General features: G+C 70.5%; 21 protein-coding genes. 11 read left to right on the forward strand and 10 right to left on the reverse strand.

The genetic code is table 11. The features are described 5' to 3' along the window. Positions 1-56 precede the first annotated feature (56 nt). Positions 57-932, reverse strand: coding sequence for a hypothetical protein (locus AB0B64_RS55910; RefSeq protein ID WP_358203413.1), 876 nt, complete (start codon positions 930-932; stop codon positions 57-59). Positions 933-1,084: 152 nt separating this feature from the next. After that, complete coding sequence (locus AB0B64_RS55915) at positions 1,085-1,636, reverse strand: hypothetical protein (RefSeq protein ID WP_358203420.1); 552 nt, start codon at positions 1,634-1,636, stop codon at positions 1,085-1,087. A gap of 785 nt (positions 1,637-2,421) precedes the next feature. Between AB0B64_RS55915 and AB0B64_RS55920 the strand changes: the two genes are divergently transcribed. Continuing rightward, on the forward strand, positions 2,422-2,562 hold the full coding sequence (locus tag AB0B64_RS55920; RefSeq protein WP_358203426.1) for a hypothetical protein: 141 nt from the start codon (positions 2,422-2,424) through the stop codon (positions 2,560-2,562). Beyond that, positions 2,559-2,945, forward strand: a complete 387-nt coding sequence (locus AB0B64_RS55925; protein WP_358203433.1) for an NUDIX hydrolase — start codon at positions 2,559-2,561, stop codon at positions 2,943-2,945. The genes AB0B64_RS55920 and AB0B64_RS55925 overlap by 4 nt, the downstream gene beginning before the upstream one ends. Positions 2,946-2,965: 20 nt before the next feature. On the opposite strand, the gene AB0B64_RS55930 is transcribed toward AB0B64_RS55925, so the two are convergent. Beyond that, positions 2,966-3,385, reverse strand: a complete 420-nt coding sequence (locus AB0B64_RS55930; protein ID WP_357957081.1) for an NUDIX hydrolase — start codon at positions 3,383-3,385, stop codon at positions 2,966-2,968. Between the two features lie 108 nt (positions 3,386-3,493). Between AB0B64_RS55930 and AB0B64_RS55935 the strand changes: the two genes are divergently transcribed. Next, entirely contained in the window at positions 3,494-5,785 is a 2,292-nt protein-coding gene (locus AB0B64_RS55935) for an ATP-binding domain-containing protein (RefSeq protein WP_358203441.1), read from the forward strand. A gap of 78 nt (positions 5,786-5,863) precedes the next feature. Here the strand turns inward: AB0B64_RS55935 and AB0B64_RS55940 are convergent, their stop codons facing one another. Next, complete coding sequence (locus AB0B64_RS55940) at positions 5,864-6,313, reverse strand: MarR family transcriptional regulator (protein ID WP_357956780.1); 450 nt, start codon at positions 6,311-6,313, stop codon at positions 5,864-5,866. 97 nt (positions 6,314-6,410) lie between these two features. Here AB0B64_RS55940 and AB0B64_RS55945 point away from each other — a divergent pair, with 97 nt between their 5' ends. Both AB0B64_RS55945 and purB read left to right on the forward strand, forming a co-directional pair. Beyond that, the gene (locus AB0B64_RS55945; protein WP_358203448.1) at positions 6,411-9,647 is read left to right on the forward strand and encodes an efflux RND transporter permease subunit; all 3,237 of its coding nucleotides are present in this window, start codon (positions 6,411-6,413) and stop codon (positions 9,645-9,647) included. A 70-nt stretch (positions 9,648-9,717) separates the two neighbouring features. Beyond that, on the forward strand, positions 9,718-11,148 hold the full coding sequence (gene purB, locus AB0B64_RS55950) for an adenylosuccinate lyase (RefSeq protein WP_357956784.1): 1,431 nt from the start codon (positions 9,718-9,720) through the stop codon (positions 11,146-11,148). 260 nt (positions 11,149-11,408) lie between these two features. On the opposite strand, the gene AB0B64_RS55955 is transcribed toward purB, so the two are convergent. Both AB0B64_RS55955 and AB0B64_RS55960 read right to left on the reverse strand, forming a co-directional pair. After that, the gene (locus tag AB0B64_RS55955) at positions 11,409-11,675 is read right to left on the reverse strand and encodes a protealysin inhibitor emfourin (RefSeq protein WP_358203457.1); all 267 of its coding nucleotides are present in this window, start codon (positions 11,673-11,675) and stop codon (positions 11,409-11,411) included. Between the two features lie 115 nt (positions 11,676-11,790). Beyond that, entirely contained in the window at positions 11,791-12,864 is a 1,074-nt protein-coding gene (locus AB0B64_RS55960; protein ID WP_358203465.1) for a M4 family metallopeptidase, read from the reverse strand. A gap of 174 nt (positions 12,865-13,038) precedes the next feature. On the opposite strand from AB0B64_RS55960, the gene AB0B64_RS55965 reads away from it, so the two are divergent. Continuing rightward, entirely contained in the window at positions 13,039-14,073 is a 1,035-nt protein-coding gene (locus AB0B64_RS55965; protein WP_358203468.1) for a DUF4037 domain-containing protein, read from the forward strand. Between the two features lie 7 nt (positions 14,074-14,080). On the opposite strand, the gene AB0B64_RS55970 is transcribed toward AB0B64_RS55965, so the two are convergent. Next, complete coding sequence (locus AB0B64_RS55970; RefSeq protein ID WP_357956792.1) at positions 14,081-14,833, reverse strand: ABC transporter permease; 753 nt, start codon at positions 14,831-14,833, stop codon at positions 14,081-14,083. A gap of 26 nt (positions 14,834-14,859) precedes the next feature. Next, a complete protein-coding gene (locus AB0B64_RS55975) occupies positions 14,860-15,639 on the reverse strand; it encodes an ATP-binding cassette domain-containing protein (protein WP_357956794.1) in 780 nt (259 codons plus the stop codon). Positions 15,640-15,713: 74 nt separating this feature from the next. Between AB0B64_RS55975 and AB0B64_RS55980 the strand changes: the two genes are divergently transcribed. Both AB0B64_RS55980 and AB0B64_RS55985 read left to right on the forward strand, forming a co-directional pair. Further along, a complete protein-coding gene (locus AB0B64_RS55980; protein WP_357956796.1) occupies positions 15,714-16,352 on the forward strand; it encodes a TetR/AcrR family transcriptional regulator in 639 nt (212 codons plus the stop codon). 3 nt (positions 16,353-16,355) lie between these two features. Beyond that, positions 16,356-16,664, forward strand: a complete 309-nt coding sequence (locus AB0B64_RS55985; RefSeq protein ID WP_357956798.1) for a DUF6204 family protein — start codon at positions 16,356-16,358, stop codon at positions 16,662-16,664. A gap of 16 nt (positions 16,665-16,680) precedes the next feature. On the opposite strand, the gene AB0B64_RS55990 is transcribed toward AB0B64_RS55985, so the two are convergent. Further along, positions 16,681-17,247, reverse strand: a complete 567-nt coding sequence (locus tag AB0B64_RS55990; protein WP_358203475.1) for a MerR family transcriptional regulator — start codon at positions 17,245-17,247, stop codon at positions 16,681-16,683. 84 nt (positions 17,248-17,331) lie between these two features. On the opposite strand from AB0B64_RS55990, the gene AB0B64_RS55995 reads away from it, so the two are divergent. From AB0B64_RS55995 to AB0B64_RS56005, 3 genes are all read left to right on the forward strand, one after another. Next, positions 17,332-18,186, forward strand: coding sequence for a MerR family transcriptional regulator (locus AB0B64_RS55995; RefSeq protein WP_357956802.1), 855 nt, complete (start codon positions 17,332-17,334; stop codon positions 18,184-18,186). Then, complete coding sequence (locus tag AB0B64_RS56000; RefSeq protein ID WP_357956804.1) at positions 18,183-18,695, forward strand: GyrI-like domain-containing protein; 513 nt, start codon at positions 18,183-18,185, stop codon at positions 18,693-18,695. Before AB0B64_RS55995 ends, AB0B64_RS56000 begins: the two co-directional genes overlap by 4 nt. Before the next feature lie 192 nt (positions 18,696-18,887). Next, entirely contained in the window at positions 18,888-19,760 is an 873-nt protein-coding gene (locus AB0B64_RS56005) for a 5'/3'-nucleotidase SurE (RefSeq protein WP_358203485.1), read from the forward strand. A 167-nt stretch (positions 19,761-19,927) separates the two neighbouring features. Here the strand turns inward: AB0B64_RS56005 and map are convergent, their stop codons facing one another. Beyond that, the gene (gene map / locus AB0B64_RS56010; protein ID WP_358203489.1) at positions 19,928-20,695 is read right to left on the reverse strand and encodes a type I methionyl aminopeptidase; all 768 of its coding nucleotides are present in this window, start codon (positions 20,693-20,695) and stop codon (positions 19,928-19,930) included. Positions 20,696-20,729 lie beyond the last annotated feature (34 nt).

Raw genomic sequence — 20,729 nt, forward strand, 5'->3', positions numbered from 1 at the left:
TGTCGGCGCGGTACGCAGCCGCTCCAACTCTGAGACCCGCCGATCGGCAGGCCCCTTCAGCAGATCAGCCAGCCGCGCCTGCAGCTCCGGGCCGGCGCGCTCGGCCAGCGTGCGATAAGGGCCAGGGTGTCGGTGCGGATCTGATCGGCTTGCTCTTTGTGGGTCAGGTGCCAGCGCAGCATGCTCAGCATCCGGCGCTCCTGGAAGGTCTTCAATATCGCCAGGTAGGCGACCCGTTCACCGGCGAGGGACGCTAGTGCCTGCGGGACGGTGGTCAGCACCAGCAGGGGCAGCAGGACCGGCGCCAGTGTGGCGATCACCACTGTGGCGGCGATCAGGGTGGTCAGGGAGGCGACCAGGTTCTGCGACTCGCCGATCATGTCCTGGCTGACGCTGACTCCTCGGTCGGCCTTGTCGCACCGGTCATCGAACCCCGGGTGGTCGTAGGCGGCCATCTCGGCGTTGGTGGCCGCCTCCAGGAGGCGGTACTCGGCTTCGCGACCGATGCGCGGGCCCAGCCGGTTCGACAGGCCCCCTACCGCGATGCCCAGGAGCGCGCGCAGACCGGCGGCCCCGGCCAGGACCACGATCGAGGGCAGGGCCTCGCGCAGGCGCGTGGGGTCGTGGGCGGATTGGATCAGCGCGCCGAGCGCCGCGGTCGTGGCAAGCAGGCCGAGCGCCTCCGCCAGGCCGGAGATGATCTGGCAGACCAACAGAACGATCACTGCGCGTCGGTCCACGGCCCAGGCCAGGGCGAAGGAACGGCGGACCAGTTGCGGCAGGCGCCTGGTGAGTTGCCTCCAGGTGAGGTGATCGGTCCATTCGGTGTCTCGGCCGTTGAAGTTGAACGTCAGCTCTTCGTTGTGCTGCTGTTCTTCGCCGTGCTGGTGCTGTTCGGGGGTGGGATCGGCGACGGTTGCCTTGTCGGACACGTCAGCGGGCTCCTTTCCGGTGCGGGGGCGAACGGGGCGAGGCCACTGCGTGCTCTGCGGTACTGCGCGTACGGCCTGAACATCACTCGACGGACTGCCTCACCCCCGGGCCGTCACGTAGGGCTCCTTGGCGAGCGCTGTGCGTAACAGTTTCAGACGCCCGACAATCCGTGGCTTGCCGTGATCGATTCACTTCCTACGTGATGGCGAGTTCTATCGCGGGCGCCTCCAAGCGGCAGCGGCCCCAGCCTGTGTTCAGTGGCCGGGGCGAGGTCAAGCCGGACGGCGAGTACGTCGCGGAGGAAGGTGCGCTCCTGCGTCAGGCCGCGCGCGGTGAGGTAGTCCTGGAGCCAATTCCTGATGCGTTCCATCTCCGCCAGCACCTCGTTCTGGTCGTGGTCCAGGAGGCTGCGCGAGCGTCGGTACTCCAGCTCGCATTGCGAGAGCCTCACGTCCGGTGCGGCAAGGAGCGAACAGTGGTCGAGGAAGATGCCGCAGATGTGCCCGGTGATCATGGATTCGCACTGGATGTCGTAGCGGACGCGGCGGAAGGGCGGCATGGCCCGTACCTGAAGGCCCATCTCCTCGCGTAGATACTCCTCGAAGCCGCCCAGGGAAATGTCCAGGTCGGGGGAGATCTGCTCGCGGCGCGCGAAGGTGTCCTCCGTATACCACTTCCGCTTCAGCACGTGGCCGCCGTTCACCGTCTGGATGAAGGTCGAAGAGGTGGTTTTCGGTGAAGTAGATCTGGAACTCATTCCGGTACTCCGGCTGGCAGCCGTCCAGGACGCCGTGACGCAGAGCCTTCAGCAACTCCATGGCGGCCACCCAGATGCCCGTTCCCGGCGTCAGGTTGAACTTGTACTCCAACTCGGTCCCGGCGAAGTGAGTCTGGAAGTACCGCTTACGGTTGTTCAGGCGGAGCGCCGCGCAGGCGTGGGCCTTGAGTGCGGGGGGCAGCCAGCGCAGAGCCTCCACCGGCCCATCGCCAACCGGCCTGGGGGTGATGCGGATGAAGCAGGCATCCTCAGGGTGGAAGCGGATCTGGGCGAAGACGTGGTAGCCGCCGGTGTGCTGCGCCAGGTAGCACAGCGCTACGAGGCCGGGAGCCACGGTGGGGCCGGCCATCGCCATCAGATCGGGACCGGCGATGGCGTCGGGGAAGAGGACACTGCCGTCAATATCGCGGTCCGGTGCGAGCGTGTCGCCGGAGGCGGTCAGCGGGCGGACAGGGCAGAGGCCGAGCGCGTCCCAGCGGACGACAACGGTGGTAGTTGGGGAAGCGCTCGCTTCCTGGGGTGGGACCTGGACCAGGACGATGGGGTCGTCCGGTCGGCGCGGCGTGGTCTGGTTGAGCAGGTGGATTCCGCCCAAGACGACCCAGGCCCGCGTGTGGTCGCTTCACGATGCATGGTGGACCTGCCTTTCCGGTTCCGTGTTCGTTCGGTGGCTGGCATCCCGTACGGAGGTGGCGGCATACGGTGTGCGGGTGATCCACCGCGAGGACGAAGAGACGATCTTGGATGCCGCGGCCGTCGATGTCGGCCTGGCGAATTCGACGGCGCGCGGGCTTGGCTGGAGCAGGCGCGTCGGCACCCGATGGAGCCGCTGGCGGCGGATGTCTGGGTGAGTGATCCAGGCTTCGGGCACATTCTGCTGGTTAAGCACAGGGTGCGCGGCTCTGTGCCGCCCGGTGGCAAGGTCGAGCCGGGAGAGACCCCCCGCGCCGCGGCAGCACGCGAACTGGTGGAGGAGACCGGGCTGCACGTGGAACTGCTGGAGGTGCCGGCCGCGGTCTGCGTGCGTTCCTACCGCTCGGACTGGTCGCCGACGCTGGGCCTGTCGTACGCCGCGATCGTCGGTCTCGATGCGCCGCTGAGCGGGGAGAGCGGGCAGCCGCCGCGCTGGTTCGCCCTCGATGAGGAGTGGGGGTCGGTGTTTCCCGAGGATCGCGACCGGATCCGGGCGCACGTAGCCCGGCTGGTGGCCGCTCGCGCTGTCGGGGCGCACTGACCATCGGCTGAGGGACATGGTCAGATCACATCGTCGATCCGGTCGAGCGCCTCGCCGGGCATGGCGACGAGTTGCAGGTCGTGGAGGAAGCGGACCCAGACCGGTTCCAGTCCCGGCCGGGCCGCGGACTCAGCTGCGGTGATCTGTCCGGCGAAGGCGGCGGTGCGCTGGGCGTACTGCTGGAGCTCGTCGGGGTGCACCCATCGGGGGGCGCGCACCTCGCGGGCCGAGGGGTGGAGTTGCCCGGAGGTCTGGGTCTCGAAGATCGTCCACTGGTGGCCGACGGTGCCGCCGGTGGGTCTGCGGCACCGGTTGGACCGCCAGCCCTGGTGCAGCAGGTGGAGGCGGGTTACGGTCAGGCCGACCTCCTCGGTGACCTCTGCGGTGGCGGCCTGCTCGGGGCCGCCATGGGCGTCGATGTGCCCGGCGACGGGCGCGATGCCGGCCGGCGAGGCGGTTGCGGGAAGGCGGGAGGGGCGGTACGCTCACTTACTTGGCATTTCAAGCCAAAGCTATATACAAGCCTCCCGTTAGGAGTATACCAGCGAATGGCTAATCGTCAAGATGCTCTCGCGGAAGCCCTTGACGTCGAGCAGGGGACGGTGTCCATGCTCTACGGCAGACTCGACGCGGCGCGTGAGCGGGCGCGGGCGGTGCTGCGTGAGGTGTACGGCCGGGGTGGCGCGCTGGGCACCCGCCAGGCCAGGGTCGAGCGTGAGGTGAGCGCCTCGGAGCAGGCGCGGCGGCTGGCGCAGCTGGACGGGGTCGAGCGCGGGCTGTGCTTCGGCCGGATCGACGACAGCGGCGGCGAGACCACCTACATCGGCCGGATCGGGCTGCGCGATGAGGGGCACGAATCGGTGCTGATCGACTGGCGCGCCCCGGCGGCCCGCCCGTTCTACGTGGCCACGGCCAGCGATCCGGGCGCCCTGCTGCGCCGCCGTCACCTGCACACCCGCGAGCGCACGGTGGTGGGCCTGGATGACGAGGTGTTCGACCTGGAGCGCATGAGCGAGGGCGAGCGCCGCACGCTGGTCGGCGAGGCGGCGCTGCTGGCGGCGCTGCGCCGGGGCCGCACGGGGCGGATGGGTGACGTGGTGGCCACCATCCAGACCGAGCAGGACCGGGTGATCCGCGCCTCTCTGCAGGGGGCGCTGGTGGTGCAGGGCGGCCCCGGCACCGGCAAGACGGTCGCGGCGCTGCACCGCGCCGCCTACCTTCTCTACACCCACCGCGACACGCTGGAGCGGCGGGGGGTGCTGGTGGTGGGGCCCAATCCGATGTTCCTGCGCTACATCGGCCAGGTGCTGCCGGCGCTGGGTGAGACGCAGGTGGTGATGTCGACGGTGGGGGAGTTGTTCCCCGGGGTGCGCGCGGTCGACGTCGACGGGCCGCGGGCGGCGGTGGTCAAGGGCGACACGCGGATGGCCGAGGTGGTGGCGGCGGCGGTGCGTGAGCGGCAGCGCCTGCCCGAGGGCGATCTGGAGGTGCTGCTGGACGGCCGGGTGCTGCGGGTGCCGCGCGCGGTGTGCGTGGCGTTGCGGGAGCGGGCGCGGGCGGTGCGGTTGCCGCACAACATGGCGCGCAAGCTGTTCGTCACCGAAGTGCTGAAGGAGCTGGCGCGGGCCGAGGCGCGGGCGGTGGAGGAGGCGCTGCGGCTGGCGGAGATGGAGTTCGAGGATCCGGAGCTGGCCGAGCCACTGGATCTGGAGCGCGATCTGGACGAGGTCGATCTCACGCTGGCCTCCGCGCGGCTGTGGCAGGAGCCTGCGATATACGAGGCGGTGGAGGGGCTGTGGCCGGAGCTGACGCCGCAGCGCCTGATCGGGGAGTTGCTGGCCTCCCCGGAAACGCTGTGGCAGGTCTCGCCTCCGGGACTGGAGTGGCAGGCGCTGGTACGGCCGGCGGGCTCGCCGTGGACGATCGGCGACGTCCCGCTGCTGGATGAGGCGGCCGAACTGCTGGGCGAGGACGACTCGGCCGACCGGTCGGCGTCGCGGCAGGCCGAGGGCGAGTGGGAGGAGCAGGAGCGCTACGCCCGGGAGGTGCTGGAGAGCACCGGCCTGCTGGAGGAGGGCATCTTCGACCGGGCCGACGTCCTGGCCGATCGCCACGCCGACACCGGCCTGGACCTGAGCACCGCCGAGCGGGCCGCGGCCGACCGCCAGTGGGCCTACGGTCACGTGATCGTGGACGAGGCGCAGGAGTTGTCGGCGATGGCGTGGCGGATGGTCATGCGCCGGGTTCCGGCCCGCTCGCTGACGGTGGTGGGCGACATCGCCCAGACGGGTTCGGCGGCGGGCGCACGCTCCTGGGGCGAGGCGCTGGACCCTTATCTGCGTGGCCGCTGGCGGGAGGAGCGGCTGCTGGTCAACTACCGGACGCCGGCGGAGATCATGCGGGTCGCGGCCGACGTCCTGCGTGTGGTCGATCCGTCCCAGAGCGTGCCGGAGTCGGTCAGGGACGGGGAGGCCGAGCCCCGCGCGGTCCGTACGGGCCTGGCCGGGCTGCCCGCGCTGGTGGCCGAGGAACTGGCGCTGATCGGTGAGGGCCGCCTGGCCGTCATCACCCCGGACGCCGCTCATGCGCGGGTGGCGGCGCTGCTGCCGGATGGCGGCGATCTGGAGGCGCCCGTGGTGGTGCTGACGGTGACCCAGTGCAAGGGGCTGGAGTTCGACGCCGTCGTCGTGGTGGAGCCGGCGGCCATCATGGCGCAGTCACCGATGGGCGGCCAGGACCTGTATGTGGCGGTGACCAGGGCCACCCGCCGCCTGACGATCACCCACGAGAACGACCTGCCGCCGGTCTTGTCCCGCATGTCCAAAAAATCTACTTTGTAAAGGCGTCCGGGCGGGGCAAAAACCCAAACACATAATCGAATAAATACTCTCATTTAGAGGCTAGGGGCTTACGGAGGGTCACGGGTAGAGCTGGTCGGCGACCTCGCGGACGCGGGTGGTCACCTGTAGCAGGCAGCGCAGGGTCTCGGTGTCGAGGTGGTCCATGATGCGCCGGTAGTGGTCGAGACCGACATCGTTGATCTCGGCCAGGAGCTTGGCGCCCGCGTCCGTCAGCTCGACCCGGCGCACGCGCCGATCGTGGGGGTCTTCGCGCCGGCTGACCAGCCCATGGCTGACCAGCCGGTCGACGATGCCGGTCACGGTGCCCAGGCCGACGCCGAGGTCGTGGGCCAGCTCCTGCCCGGAGGCCGAACCGGTGTGCGACAGCAGCATGACAACCTTGAGTTGCCGCATGGTGAGGTTGGAGGTGAATAAGGCGGACTGGGTCTGGCTGAGGGCCCGCCCGAGGCCGCGCTGGGTCTCGGTGATCCGGCGGATCAGGTCTTCGCGTTCGTCGTCCACACTCACCTCTCGCTTCCTGAGAAGGTTATCAGGAAAGCCAAGGCGGCTTAAATATTCGTACAAGGCGAAGTGTTAGTCTGGGGCGAATTCTGAAGGGACGCTCATGACCGCATTCGCCCGGTTGAGTCTTGCCAACCGCAGCCTCGTGATCTTACTTTCGATCGTGATCACCGCGTTCGGCGCGTTCACGATCCCGCAGCTCAAGCAGCAGTTGCTGCCGTCGCTGTCGTTCCCCGGCGCGTTCGTGATCGCCTCCTATCCCGGGGCTTCGCCCGAGATCGTGGAAGACCAGGTGACCAAGCCGCTGGAGGACTCCTTCCAGGGGATTGACGGCATGGAGCAGATGACCTCCACCTCCAAGGAGGGCATGACCCAGGTTCAGGTGGCCTTCGCCTTCGGCACCGACATCGAGGCGTCGATCAGCAAGATGCAGCAGGCGGTCAGCCGGGTGCAGCCGCAGTTGCCCTCCGGTGTGGAACCCCAGGTGGTCGCGGGTAACACCGATGACATTCCGGTGCTGGTGCTGGCGGTGGGCGACGGCGGCGATGAGCGGGCGATGGCCGACAAGCTGCGCCAGATCATGGTGCCGGAACTGCAGGCCGTGAAGGGCGTACGGGAGGCGACGGTCACCGGCACCCGTGACGAGGTCGTCACGATCAAGCCGGACCTGAAGAAGATGGCGCTGGCCGGGGTGTCGGCGGCGCAGATCCCGGACGTGCTCAAGGCCAACGGGACGCCGATCCCGGCGGGCACGCTGAACTCCGGCTCCTCCTCGCTCACGGTGCAGGTGGGCGAGCGGGTCGATTCGATCGACAAGCTGAAGGACCTGTACCTGACTCCGGCCCAGCCGCAGGCCACCCCGGCCCAAGCACAGCCGCAGGCGCAGCCGCAGCAGGGCCGGCCGGGCGGGCAGCAGCAGCCGGGCGGCCGTCCGGCGCAGACGACCGCGCTCGCGCAGCCCAAGCCGCTCAAGCCGGTGAAGCTGGGTTCGGTGGCCGATATCACCCGCGGCCTGGCCGAGGCGACGACGATCACCCGTACCGACGGCCGGACCAGCCTGGGCGTGTCGGTGACGATGATGCCCGACGGCAACGCGGTGTCGATCTCCAACGCGATCCGCGAGAAGCTGCCCGACCTGGGCCGCTCGCTGGGCGACTCGTCGGAGACGGCCGTGGAGGTGGTCTTCGACCAGGCCCCCTACGTGCAGCAGTCGATCGAGAGCCTGACCACCGAGGGCCTGCTGGGCCTGGTGTTCGCGGTGCTGGTCATCTTGGTGTTCCTGCTGTCGGTGCGCTCGACGCTGGTGACGGCGGTGTCGATCCCGCTGTCGGTGGTGATCGCGCTGATCGCGTTGTGGGCGGGCGACTATTCGCTGAACATGCTGACCCTCGGCGCGCTGACGATCGCGGTCGGCCGGGTGGTGGACGACTCGATCGTGGTGCTGGAGAACATCAAGCGCCATCTCGGCTACGGCGAGGCGAAGCTGTTGGCGATCTTGTCGGCGGTACGCGAGGTGTCGGGCGCGGTGACGGCCTCGACGCTGACGACGGTGGCGGTGTTCGCGCCGATCGCGGTGGTCGGCGGCATGGTGGGTGAGTTGTTCGGCCCGTTCGCGGTCACGGTGGCGGTGGCGTTGCTGGCCTCGCTGGTGGTGTCGCTGACGGTGGTGCCGGTGATGGCGTACTGGTTCCTCAAGGCGCCGGCGCTGACGCCGGAGGAGGCGCGGGCGCAGCGGGAGGCGGCCGAGGCCAAGGAGCTGCGCAGCCCGCTGCAGCGCGCCTATCTGCCGGTGCTGCGCTTCGCGACGCGCTTCAAGCTGGTGACGATCCTGATCGGCCTGGCGGTGATGGTCGGCACGCTGGGACTGGCGGGCAGGCTGCAGACCAACTTCCTGGACTCCGCCGGCCAGAACACGATCTCGGTGTCGCAGAAGATGCCGGTGGGCACGGACCTGGCCACCACGGACGCGGCCGCCAAGAAGGTGGAGGGCGTCCTGGCCGGCCTGGACGGCGTGGAGACCTACCAGGTGAACGTCGGCGGCGGCAACGCGATGCGCGGCGGCGCCGGTGGCGGCGCGGATCGCGCGTCGTACTCGCTGACGCTGAAGGAGGGCGCCGACACCCCGGCGGTGGAGCAGACGCTGCGCGACAAGCTGACCGGCCTTTCGGACGTCGGTGAGGTGACGGTCGGCGGTTCGGGCGGCGGCGGCTTCTCCTCCGACTCCATCGACGTGGTCGTGCAGGCGGCCGACGCCGAGACGCTGCAGACCGCGGCCGACGCGGTCAAGACGGCCATGGGCCAGGTCTCGGGCCTGCGTGATGTGTCGTCGAACCTGGAGGCCAGCGCCCCGCGGATCGAGGTACGGGTCGACAAGGAGAAGGCGGCCGCCAAGGGCCTGTCGGAGGCGCAGATCGGCCAGTCGGTGGCGCAGGCCTTCCGCGGCGCGCCGCTGGGTCAGCTGACGCTGGACGGGCGGGCCAGCGACCTGGTGCTGCGCGTGGGTGAGGCTCCCGAGGACGTCAAGGAGATCGAGAAGCTGAAGCTGGCCACGGCGACGGGCCTGGTGAAGCTGTCGTCGGTGGCGGATGTCAAGCGGGTGGCCGGGCCGACGCAGGTGACCCGGATCGACGGTGAGCGCTCGGCGACGGTGTCGGCCAAGGCGACGGGTTCGGACCTGGGCAGCGTGACGCAGGCGCTGACGACGAAGCTGAACGGCGTCACGCTCGCCTCGGGCGCCTCCTACGAGATCGGCGGCGCCTCAGCCGATCAGCAGGACGCCTTCGCGGATCTGGGTCTGGCGATGCTGGCGGCCATCGCGATCGTGTTCATGATCATGGTGGCGACGTTCCGCAGCTTCGTGCAGCCGCTGATCTTGCTCGTGTCGATTCCGTTCGCCGCGACGGGCGCGGTCGGGCTGCTGGTGGCCACCAACACGGCAATGGGCGTGCCGGCCCTGATCGGCATGCTCATGCTGATCGGGATCGTGGTGACCAACGCGATCGTGCTGATCGACCTGATCAACCAGTACCGCGCCCAGGGGTTGGGGATCGTCGAGGCCGTGATCGAGGGCGGCCGGCGCAGGCTGCGGCCGATCCTGATGACGGCGGTGGCCACGATCTGCGCGCTGACGCCGATGGCGCTGGGCGTGACGGGGCAGGGCGGGTTCATCTCCCAGCCGCTGGCGGTCGTGGTCATCGGCGGGCTGATCACCTCGACCCTGCTGACGCTCGTCCTGGTTCCGACCCTCTACACGATGGTGGAGCGGGCCAAGGAGCGGCTGCGCCGCAAGCCGGCCGAGCCGAAGAAAGAAGCGGCGAAGGTTCTGGCTCCGACCCCGTAACGCAGAGGGGTGCTCCGCCCGTACGGCCTGGTGCCGTACGGGCGGAGCTGTGTGAATAGACTTGTCCGACGTGACTTCCAAGCCGCGTATCCCTGATGTCCTGGCCGCCCGTTATGCCTCCGCGGAGCTGGCCCGGTTGTGGTCCCCCGAGTACAAAGTCGTCGCCGAGCGGCGGCTGTGGCTGGCGGTGCTGCGGGCGCAGGCGGAGCTCGGGGTCACGGTCCCGCAGGAGGCGGTCGCCGACTACGAGAAAGTGGTCGAGCAGGTCGATCTGGCCTCCATCGCCGCGCGGGAGCGGGTGACGCGCCACGATGTGAAGGCGCGCATCGAAGAGTTCAACGCGCTGGCCGGGCACGAGCAGGTCCACAAGGGCATGACCTCGCGTGACCTGACCGAGAACGTCGAGCAGCTGCAGATACGCGACAGCCTCCTGCTGGTACGCGACCGGGTGGTGGCGTTGCTGGCCCGGCTGGCGCGGCTGGCCGAGGAGCATGAGGCGACCGTGGTGGCGGGCCGTTCGCACAACGTGGCGGCGCAGGCCACCACGCTGGGCAAGCGGTTCGCCTCGGCGGCCGATGAGCTGCTGGTGGCCTTCGGCCGGCTGGAGGAGCTGATCGCCCGCTACCCGCTGCGCGGCATCAAGGGACCGGTGGGCACCGCCCAGGACATGCTGGACCTGCTGGACGGCGACCGCGCGAAGCTGGCGGAGCTGGAGGGCCGGGTGGCCGCGCACCTGGGGTTCGAGCGGCGTTTCACCAGCGTGGGCCAGGTGTACCCGCGCTCGCTGGACTTCGAGGTCGTCTCGGCGCTGGTACAGCTGGCGGCCTCGCCGTCGTCGCTGGCCAAGACGATCCGGCTGATGGCCGGGCACGAGCTGGTGACGGAGGGGTTCAAGGAGGGACAGGTCGGCTCGTCGGCGATGCCGCACAAGATGAACACCCGCTCCTGCGAACGGGTGAACGGCCTGACGGTGGTGCTGCGCGGTTACGCCTCGATGGTGGCCGAGCTGGCCGGCGATCAGTGGAACGAGGGCGATGTGTCGTGCTCGGTGGTACGCCGGGTGGCGCTGCCGGACGCCTTCTTCGCCTTCGACGGGCTGGTGGAGACGATGCTGACGGTCCTGGACGAGTTCGGCGCGTTCCCGGCGGTGATCTCGGCGGAGCTGGACCGCTACCTGCCGTTCCTGGCCACGACGAAGATGCTCATGGCGGCGGTCCGCGCCGGGGTGGGCCGGGAGCGGGCACACGAGCTGATCAAGGAGCACGCCGTGGCTTCGGCGCTGGCGATGCGCTCGCGCGGCGCGGCCAACGAACTTCTCGACCGGCTGGCGGCCGATGAGCGTTTCCCGCTGGACCGTGACGCTCTGGCGGCGCTGCTGACCGACCGGGTCTCGTTCACCGGCGCGGCGGCCGAGCAGGTGGCGGCGGTGTCGCGGTCGGTGGGCGAGATCGTGGCGGCCCATCCGGAGGCGGCGGCCTACCAGCCGGGCTCGATTCTGTGATCGCCGAGCTGTCGCGGCATGCGCGACGCGGCTGGTACGGCACGCGCTGAGCGAGATGGGGCCCTCGTATCGGCCGGTGGGTGAGGCCGACCTGGTGGGAGGGGCCGGGCGGCACTGATGGTGGATGAGGGCAACCGGGCGGCGATCGGGGTGTACGAGCGGATCGGCTACCGGCGCCGCGCGCTCATGGCTTCGCAGGTGGTGTAGAGCGGGCCTGTCGAGGGGGCCGCTGCCGTACGGGAACGGCGGGTTTTGCGCCCTTATGGGCGGGCGTGGCGGAGCAGTTCGGTGAGCAGGGGGCGCAGGGCGGCGGGTACCTCGGACTCGGCTAGCTCGGTGACCTGGTCGCCGGTGGGGCGGTGGACGGTCAGCCGGTAGCGGGGCTGGGACGATCCGGGCGGCTCGGTGGCCGCGCCGGAGCGGAGGTGCCGCAGCAGGTCGTCGACGGCCTCGTCCAGGTCGGTGTCGAGGGTGGCGGTGCGGCGCAGGCCGGTGAAGCCGCCGCTGGTTTCGAGCGTGACACGCATCTGCGTCCTTCCGGCGGGCTGTTCACCCCACGGTACGGGGCTCCGCACGGGTCCGGGCGGGCTTGGCCGCGCGACCCTCGCGGCAAGTCTTGTCGCCGGACCCGTGCACAGGGGGTTACCAGAATCCCTGCTGCCTGGCGGCGCTGCGGACGGTCTGAGGGGACTGGCGGGGGACGAGGCCGGCGCGGGCCAGGATGCGGGCCTGGGCGACGGCGACGGTGGCGGCGTCGGCGAACTTGGCGTTGGGCCACAGGTTCTGCAGCGTCTGGTACATGATCACGGTGGCGGCGTCGAGGCCGAGGTCCTGGCTGATGAGGTAGAACCAGCGGTTGGTGATGCCGGACATGATGTGCGGGTCGGCGGGTTCGAAGTAGCCGGACATGTCGCGAGGTTGCGGGTCGCGGCCCATCAGAGGGTTGTCGAAGGCGGTGCCGGGTTCGGCCATGTTGCGCAGCGCCTCGCCGTACAGGTCGTCGGCCATGATCTCGTCGCCGATGAGCCAGTTGTGGGTGTGGGCGTCCTGGCCGCCCGCGTAGGCGTCGATGGCGGTGCCGAGCATGTCGCTGAAGGATTCGTTCAGGGCGCCGCTCTGGTCGTTGGTGTAGTTGAGGTTGGCGCTGAACTGGGTGACGCCGTGGGTGAGCTCGTGGGCGCACACGTCCATGCTGGCGGTCAGGTCCTTGAAGACCTGACCGCTGCCGTTGCCGAACACCATGCGCAGGCCCGAGTCGTCCCAGAAGGCGTTGTCGAAGGCGAGGCCGAAGTTGACGTTGGCGACGAGGTTGAGCCCGGCGTTGTCGATGGACTCGCGGCCGAGCCGGTCCTTGTAGTAGGTGCGTACCGTGCCGAGGCGGTCGTAGGCGTCGTTGGCGTTCTGGGCGGCGACGGCGGGGTCTCCTTCGCCGCGGATGAAGGTGACGTCGAAGGTCCACTGGTTGAGGTCGTCGTAGACCAGGCGTCCGCCGGTGCCGGGTTTGGGGACGGTGAGCCCCGGCGGGACGCTTTCGGGTTCGGCGGTCATGCGCTGCTGGGCCAGGGGGAGGGCGTCGGTGCTGCGCCGGCCGCGGCGGAACTGGGCGGAGACGACGGCTGAGCGCTGGGCCGGTGAGGGTTCGGCGCTCTGCTGTGCCTGGACCTTGGCGATGTGGTCGAGGACGTGGGGCGGGACGAAGGAGCAGCGATATGCCATGGCTGAGCCCTTTTGGCGGGAACGGATTCTGACGTTTCCACGTAAGCGGGGCCGGGTGCGGGGCGCATCGGTGGCGGTCTCAGGGCTATCCCTAGGCGGCGTCCGGGCCGGGATTCGGGGTGGCCGGAAAATCGGATGAGGTTCGGCAGGCCGTCAGGCACAGTTGACAGTGTGATGTCCGATTTTGTTCCTGGTATCGAGTTGTCCCGAGACTTTTATGCCGAGGTGGTGGCGCCGCTGGTGGAGCGGGTGCCGCACAGTGCCGCGCTGATCGGGCCGGGCTCGGAGGTGCTGGCCTTCGACACGGGCCGCTCCGCCGATCACGACTGGGGCCCGCGGGTGCTGGTGTTCGTGGAGCCGGAGCGGGTGGCGCAGGTGGAGGCGCAGGTGCTGGCCGGGCTGCCCGAGCGGTTTCGGGGGCTGGAGACGGTGTTCGACTACCACGGTGCCCGGCGGCCGGGCGTGGTGGTCGCCGATCTGGAGGCGTGGCTGGTGGAGCGGCTGGGGTTCGACCCGCGGCGCGGGGTGTCGCTGCTGGACTGGCTGTCGGTGCCGTGGCAGAGCCTGGCGGAGGTGACGCTGGGGGAGGTGTTCCATGACGGGCTGGGCGGGCTGGAGGAGGCCCGGGCGGCGCTGCGCTGGTATCCGGGCGATGTGTGGCGGTACGTATTGGCGTGCCAGTGGCGGCGCATCGCCCAGGAGGAGCCGTTCCCCGGCCGGTCGGGAGAGGTGGGGGATGAGCTCGGCTCGGCCGTCGTGGGGGCACGGCTGAGCCGGGAGGTGATGCGGCTGGCGCTGCTGCTGCGCCGCCGCTACCCGCCCTACGCCAAATGGCTGGGCAGCGCCCTGGCGCGGATGCCCGGCTCGACGGAGCTGGGGGAGTCGCTGGGGCTGGCGGTGGCCGCCCGGTCATGGCGGGAGCGGGAGGACGGGCTGGCCGCCGCCTACGGGCGGCTGGCGGCGCTGCAGAACCGGGTGGCGCTGGCCGAGCCGCTGGATGAGCGGGTACGGGACTTCCACGACCGGCCCTTCCGCGTCATCGGCGGCGACCGGTTCGTCCAGGCGCTGCTGGGATCGGTGTCGGACCCGGTGATCAGGGGGTTGCCGGTGGTGGGGTGCGTGGACCAGCTGTCGGACTCGGTGGACCTGCTGCTGGAGCCGCGCCGCGCCCGGGCGGTGACGGCGGCGGCTCTCGGCCTGGGCGCCTGAGCGCCGCTCAGGCCCGCCTACGGCCGAACAGGCGGGCGCCGCCGAACACGCACACGGCCGCCAGGGCCACGGTGACGGCGGCGCCGGTCAGGACGGTGGCGTTGGCGTAGTGGCCCTGGAAGACCTGCCGTACCGCGTCGACGGTGTAGCGCAGGGGCACCACGCGGGAGGCGGCGTCGAGCCAGCCCGGCGCCAGGCTCATCGGCAGCAGCAGGCCCGACAGCAGCATGAGCGGCATGCCGGCGGTGTTGGCGATGGCCGCGAACTCCGGCGGCGTGGCGACGTTCATGGCCAGCCCGTAGGACAGGGCTGACAGGGCGGCGGCCAGGACGGCGACGAAGGCCAGGCCCAGCACGATCCCGGCCAGCGGGGCGCGCAGCCCGAAGGCCAGGCCGAGCCCGACGAGCAGGATCGACTGGGCCAGCAGTTGCACGACGTCGCGCAGCGTGCGGCCCAGCAGCAGGGCCAGCGGGTGGACGGGGGTGACGCGCATGCGGTCGATGACGCCGAGGTTGCGGTCCATCAGCAGGCCGAGCCCGACGAACGAGCCGCCGAGCAGGGCGAGCTGCACCAGTACGCCGGGCACCAGCGCCTGCCAGGACGATCCGCCCACGCCGAGGTCGAGCCTGGTCAGCAGCGGGCCGAACAGCGCCAGGAACAGCAGCGGCTGCAGCATGCCGAACCAAAGGCTGGTCGTGGAGCGCAGCGTGGCGCGCAGGTAGCGGCCGAAGATGATGCCGGTGTCGGCGAGGAGGGTCATGAGGGGTCCGTATTCCTGTGGGTCTACTAGATGGACAGGGGTTCGCCGGCGGTGGTGCGGCCGGTGATGGCCAGGAAGGCCTCCTGCAGGCTGGCGGCCGGATCGCCGGTGTGGCGGGACTTGAGCTCGGCGGGGGTGCCTTCGGCGACGACCGCTCCGGCGTCCACGACGACGATGCGGTCGGCGAGCGCGTCGGCCTCGTCTAGGTAGTGGGTGGTCAGGAAGACCGTCGTGCCGTGCTCGGCGCGGATGCGGCGCACCAGCTCCCACAGCTCGGCGCGGCTACCGGGGTCCAGGCCGGTGCTCGGCTCGTCGAGGAAGAGCACCTGCGGCCGGTTGACCAGGCCGAGCGCGATCTCCAGCCGGCGGCGCTGGCCACCGGACAGGGCGGCGCTCGGCCGGTCCATCAGCTCCACCAGAGCCAGGTCGCGGGCCAGCTCCTCGGCCCGCTCGCCGGCCTGGCTTTTGGTCAGGCGGTGCAGCCGGCCCTGGGTGATGAGCTCCTCGCGTACGCCGCAGCCGGGGTCGAGGCCGCCGGACTGGGCGACGTAGCCGATGCGGCGGCGTACTCCGGCGGGGTCGGCGAGCAGGTCGTGCCCGGCCACCTCGGCGTGGCCGCCGCTGGGCGGCAGGAGGGTGGTGAGCATGCGGACGGTGGTGGTCTTGCCGGCGCCGTTCGGGCCGAGGAAGCCGAGGATCTCGCCGCGCCGCACGGTCAGGTCGATGCCGCGTACGGCGTGGACGGGGCCTTTGGCCAGGGTGAAGGTACGGGCCAGGCCCCGGACGTGGATGGCTGGTTCAGGCATGCCGCCGATAGAACCACACTCCACTCCAAAATTGCAATCGACTTAAAGTTTGGAGTTGAGTTAAGCTATTCGGCATGACCGAGGGCTTGCGGGAACGCAAGAAGCAGCAGACCCGCCACCGCATCCGCGACGTGGCCACCGCCCTGTTCGTCGAACGCGGCTTCGACCACGTCACCATCGCCGAAGTCGCCGCGGCGGCCGAGGTGTCCGTCAACACCGTCTACAACTACTTCCAGACCAAGGAAGACCTCGTCCTGCCGCCCGAGGAGGCCTCACCCCAGCGCCTGGCCGACATCGTGCGCCACCGCCCCGCCGGCCAGGCCGCCGTCCCCGCCGTCCTGGAACACCTGCGCCAGGAGGTACGGCGGCGCGAACGCAAGCTCGGCCTGACCGACGGCTTCGGCCGCGTCTTCGACATGATGAGCGCCGCCCCCACCCTCACCGCCCGCCTGGGCGACCTCGGCCGGCAGATGACCGACGAACTGGCCGCCGTCCTGGCCGAGGAGAGCGGCGCCGCGCCCGGCGACCCCCTGCCCGCCATGGTGGCCTGGCACATCGGCGGCTTCCACGCGCTGGTCTACGCCGAGATCGGCAAACGGACCGCGGCAGGACAGAGCCCCGACGCCATCGCCGCGGCCGTGCTGGAACTCATCGACGTCTACGAGGACCTGCTCGGAGACCGTCTTCGTACCTACGCCACACGTAAGGACTGACCCATGTTCAGAGTGACGATCCGCGGCACCTTCCAGGGCCTGGACGAGGCCACGCGTGAGGCCGTACGGGCCGCGGCAGGCGCCGCCTTCACCGAGGCCGGGACCTTCACCCACGACCAGAGCGTGTCGGCCTTCACCTTCCGCTGCCAGATCCCCGCGGGCCCCGACGACGGCGAGCACGAGGCCACCGCGGCCGCGATGGCCGCCCTGGACGCCCACGGACACCCCTACCACGTGCTGCGCGTCGCGGTCACGGACATGCGCGACATCAAGATCCGCCGCAAGGGCCGCCCGAGAGCGAGCTCGGGCTGAGCTCCGACACCGGCCTTCAGCGGCGGGCGTTGGCGGCGATGGCCAAGCGGAAACAGGCCGCCAGATCCTCCACGACCGCCGCCGCCTCGGCCTTGAGCCGCACCCAGTCGGCTTTGGTGCAGGCGGCGACGCGGCGCCGGCTCTGCTCATACCGCTCACCGCCGCCCCAGCGCCGCTCCACCTCCGCCTCGTGATCCTCCGGCCGGAAACCGCCGGACACCTCCAGCCGTTCGGCCGGACTCAGCGCGACGCTCATCGTATGAGCCTGCATCGCCCGCTCCACCGCGGCGATCACCTCACTCAGCCGCTCGGACCTACGCACCAGCAACTCATGCTGGCGGCGCAGATGCGTCAGCTCATCGGCACGCGGCTCGTCCAGAATGACGGCCACCTCCTCCAGCGCGAAACCCAGCTCCCGATACAGCAGCACTTGCTGCAGCCTGACCAGATCCGCCTCGGTGTAACGCCGGTAACCGGCCGCCGTCCGCTCACCCGGACTGAGCAGGCCGATGTCGTCATAGTGATGCAGCGTCCGCACGGTGACACCGGCCAGCCTGGACACCTGCCCCACGGAAAAGCTCATGACCCCCACCATGAACCCTCACGTTACGTCAGGCACAAGCCCGGGCTGGACTCTCCCACAGCCGGAGGCCCCATGCTGGGGGACGTGGACGACGACCTCCTGCCGATCGGACAGTTCGCCCGGCTCACCCGCCTGAGCGTCAAGCAGCTGCGGCACTACGACGAGATCGGGCTGCTCCGGCCCGCCTGCGTGGACACCGCCACCGGCTACCGCTACTACCGCGCCGCCCAGGCCCGCACGGCGATGTCGATCGGGCTGCTGCGCTCCCTCGACGTGCCGCTGCCCGTCGTCGGCCAGGTCCTGGCCGGCACCGAAGGCGCCCTGGAGTCCGTACACGACACACTGGAGGCCGAACTGGCCCGGCGGCGGCGCACACTGGCCTCCCTGGAACGCGTCATAGCCGACGGCCTGCCCGCCACCCAGGTCCGCATCGTCACCGAACCGGCCCACCGCGTCGCGCTCGTGCGCGAACGCGCCACCGGCCCGGCCGACATCGCCCGCGCCACCACCGCCGCGATGACACGCCTGACAGCCGGCCTGCTGTACGGGCCGGCGACCCGATCCGACACCGACACCGACACGCCCCCAGCACTGCCCGGTGGGGGAGCGGCGGGCGGCGGCCCGCACTTGATCGGCCTGTTCCCCGTCGACCTGACCGATGACTTCGACGTGACCGCCGCGCTCGTTCTGGCAGACGGCTGGCACACCGGCGGGGGAGCACAGGTGGACGTGCTGCCCGGCGGTACCTTCGCCGCCGCCACCCACCTCGGCCCCTACGACCAGATCTCCCTGACCGCCCATGCCGTCCTGGCCTGGTGCGCCGAACGCCGCCACCCCATGCGCGGCCCGATCCGCGAGGTGTACGTGTCCGACCCGGCCCACACCCCGCCCGACCAGCTGATCACCCACCTGATGATCCCTTTGGAGGACGAACCATGAGCGCCGAACTGATCACCCAAGGCCCCGTCACCTGCCTGAACGTCACCGGCCTGGGCGAGCCAGGCGGAGCCGAGCACCTGTCCGCGATCGGCGCCCTGCACGCCGTCGCCGGCGCGATGGGCGGCCCCGCCGGACCGCTGGAAGGCCTGTGGTGGGTGGAGGACGAACGCCCGGGGCTGCAGGTGCCGCGCGAGCAGTGGCGCTGGCACCTGCTGCTGCCCCTGCCCGCCACCCCCGAGCCCGGACGCCTGGAACAGGCCCGCGAGTCCGTACGCGCGAGCGGCGCGGCCGTCGACCGCGTACGGGTGGCCGTCTTCACCGAGGGACAGTGCGTACAGATGCTGCACCACGGCCCCTACAGCGAGGAACCCGCGACCCTGAAGGTGATGGAGGAGTACATGGACGAGCACGGCCTGGTGGCCAACGGGCCGCACCACGAGGTGTACCTGACGGCGTTCGACGACCCCGACCCGCGCACACTGCTGCGCCAGCCCGTCCGCCCGGCATGAACCGCCTCACCCGTTAATCAGGGGTTCATCTGGGGTCGCACGATCTTCCCCCGCCGCCGCGCCGGCTCTTACATTCCGAAGCGTCACCCCATCCCGAGCGTCACCGCGGACACACCGGCCCAGCGAGATCAGGCCGCTCAGCCACCGCGGCCGCGTCGGGCGCGAAGGTAAGAGCCGGCAAGGAGACAGACCGTGTTCAAGCGCATCGCCCTCATCCCTGTGCTATTACTCGCCTTTCTGGGAGTGGCGAACCCCGCCCCGGCCCAGGCGCACGAGCCGCGCCACCTGCGCATCCTGCTCACCAACGACGACGGCTACACCTCCACCTACCTGCAAGGACTGCGCCAGAAGCTGATCGAGGCGGGCCACGAGGTGACGGTTGTCGCCCCCGACAGCGACGTCAGCATCACCGGCACGGCGATCAACGCCAAGTTCGGCACCACGCTGCAGGCCACCCAGAAGGAGCCCGGCGTCTGGGCCGTCGGGGGCAGCCCCAGCGACGCGGTCGCGTTCGGGACGCGCGTCGTGTTCGCCGGCAACCCGCCGGACCTGGTGGTCTCGGGCCCCAACCCGGGCGAGAACGTCGCCGCGACCGCCAACTACTCCGGCACCGTCGCCGCGACGATCACCGCCATCACCGGCGGCATCCCCGCCGTAGCGGTCAGCGTCGCCAGGAGCGGCGGCTCCTTCCCCAGCGCCGACCAGTCGATCGCCTTCGCCGTCAAACTCGTCGACCGGCTGGCGGCGACCTCACGCGGCGCCGTCCTGCCCGCCCGCACCGCGCTGAACGTCAACTACCCCGTCACCCCCAACGGCAAGGTCACCGTCGCCAAGCTGGGAACCTCGCTGCCGTTCTCCACCGACTACACCCTCGACTCCACCGCGTGCGCCACCTGCTACCGCATCCTGCCCCTGCCGGCCACCGCCCCCGACCCGGTGACCGACGCCGACCGCACCCTGCTGGCCGCGGGCAACGTCACCATCACCCCGCTGGACGGTAACTGGGAAGCGGGACCGGCCACCGCCACCATCATCCGCCTCCGCCTCAACGCCCTGACCCCCTGAGCCCGGAGCACCCCGCCGGGAACACCGTGGGCCCACAACCCGACCCCACCCTGCGGCGCCAACCCTGCGGCGAGCACGAGCGGAGCGGTGAGCACGAGCGGAGCCGCACGAGGGGCGAGCACGACAGAGCGGCGCGATATGGCTGCGCGGCTCCTGAACCGCGACTGCTAAACCGCGGTGAGGATCACAGGCCCGTCGTCGGTGATGGCCACCGTGTGCTCGCTGTGGGAGGCGCGCGAGCCGTCAACGGTCCGCAACGCCCACCCGTCGGCGGCCGTGAGGTAGCGGCCGTCGCCGCCCGCGGTGAACATCGGCTCGATCGCCAGCACCAAACCCGTCCGCAGCACCAGCCCGCGGCCCGGCCGCCCCTGGTTGGCCACGTGCGGGTCCTCGTGCATCTTCCGCCCGATCCCGTGCCCGCCGAAGTCGATCGGCACGCCATAGCCGCTCGCCACCGCGACCGAGGAGATGGCGTGCCCGATGTCGCCCATCCGGTTACCCGGCAGCATCGCGGCGATGCCCGCCCGCAGCGCCTCCTGCGTCGCCTCGATGAGCGCCACGTCACGGGCGCGCGGCAGCCCCACCACGAAGCTGACCGCCGAGTCGCCCGCCCACCCGTCGAGGTAGGCGCCGCAGTCGATGCTGACCAGGTCACCGTCCTTGAGCCGGTAACGGTCCGGGATGCCGTGCACGATCACGTCGTTGATCGACGCGCAGATGACCGCCGGGTAGGGCGTCGGCGCGAAGTGCGGCTGATAGCCCAGGAACGCGGGCGTGGCACCCGCCTCGGCGATGATGGTGGCCGCCAGCTCGTCCAGCTCGTCGACCCGCACCCCCACCGCGGCATGCTTGACGATCGCCTGCAGCGCCCGCGCCACCACGCGGCCCGCTTCGCGCATCGCCTCGATCTCCGCCAATGTCTTGATCTCCACCATGTCGATAACTATACCGGTATTTTTATCCCGGCGG

The sequence above is a fragment of the Nonomuraea sp. NPDC049129 genome (assembly GCF_040648495.1).
Lineage (GTDB): Bacteria > Actinomycetota > Actinomycetes > Streptosporangiales > Streptosporangiaceae > Nonomuraea.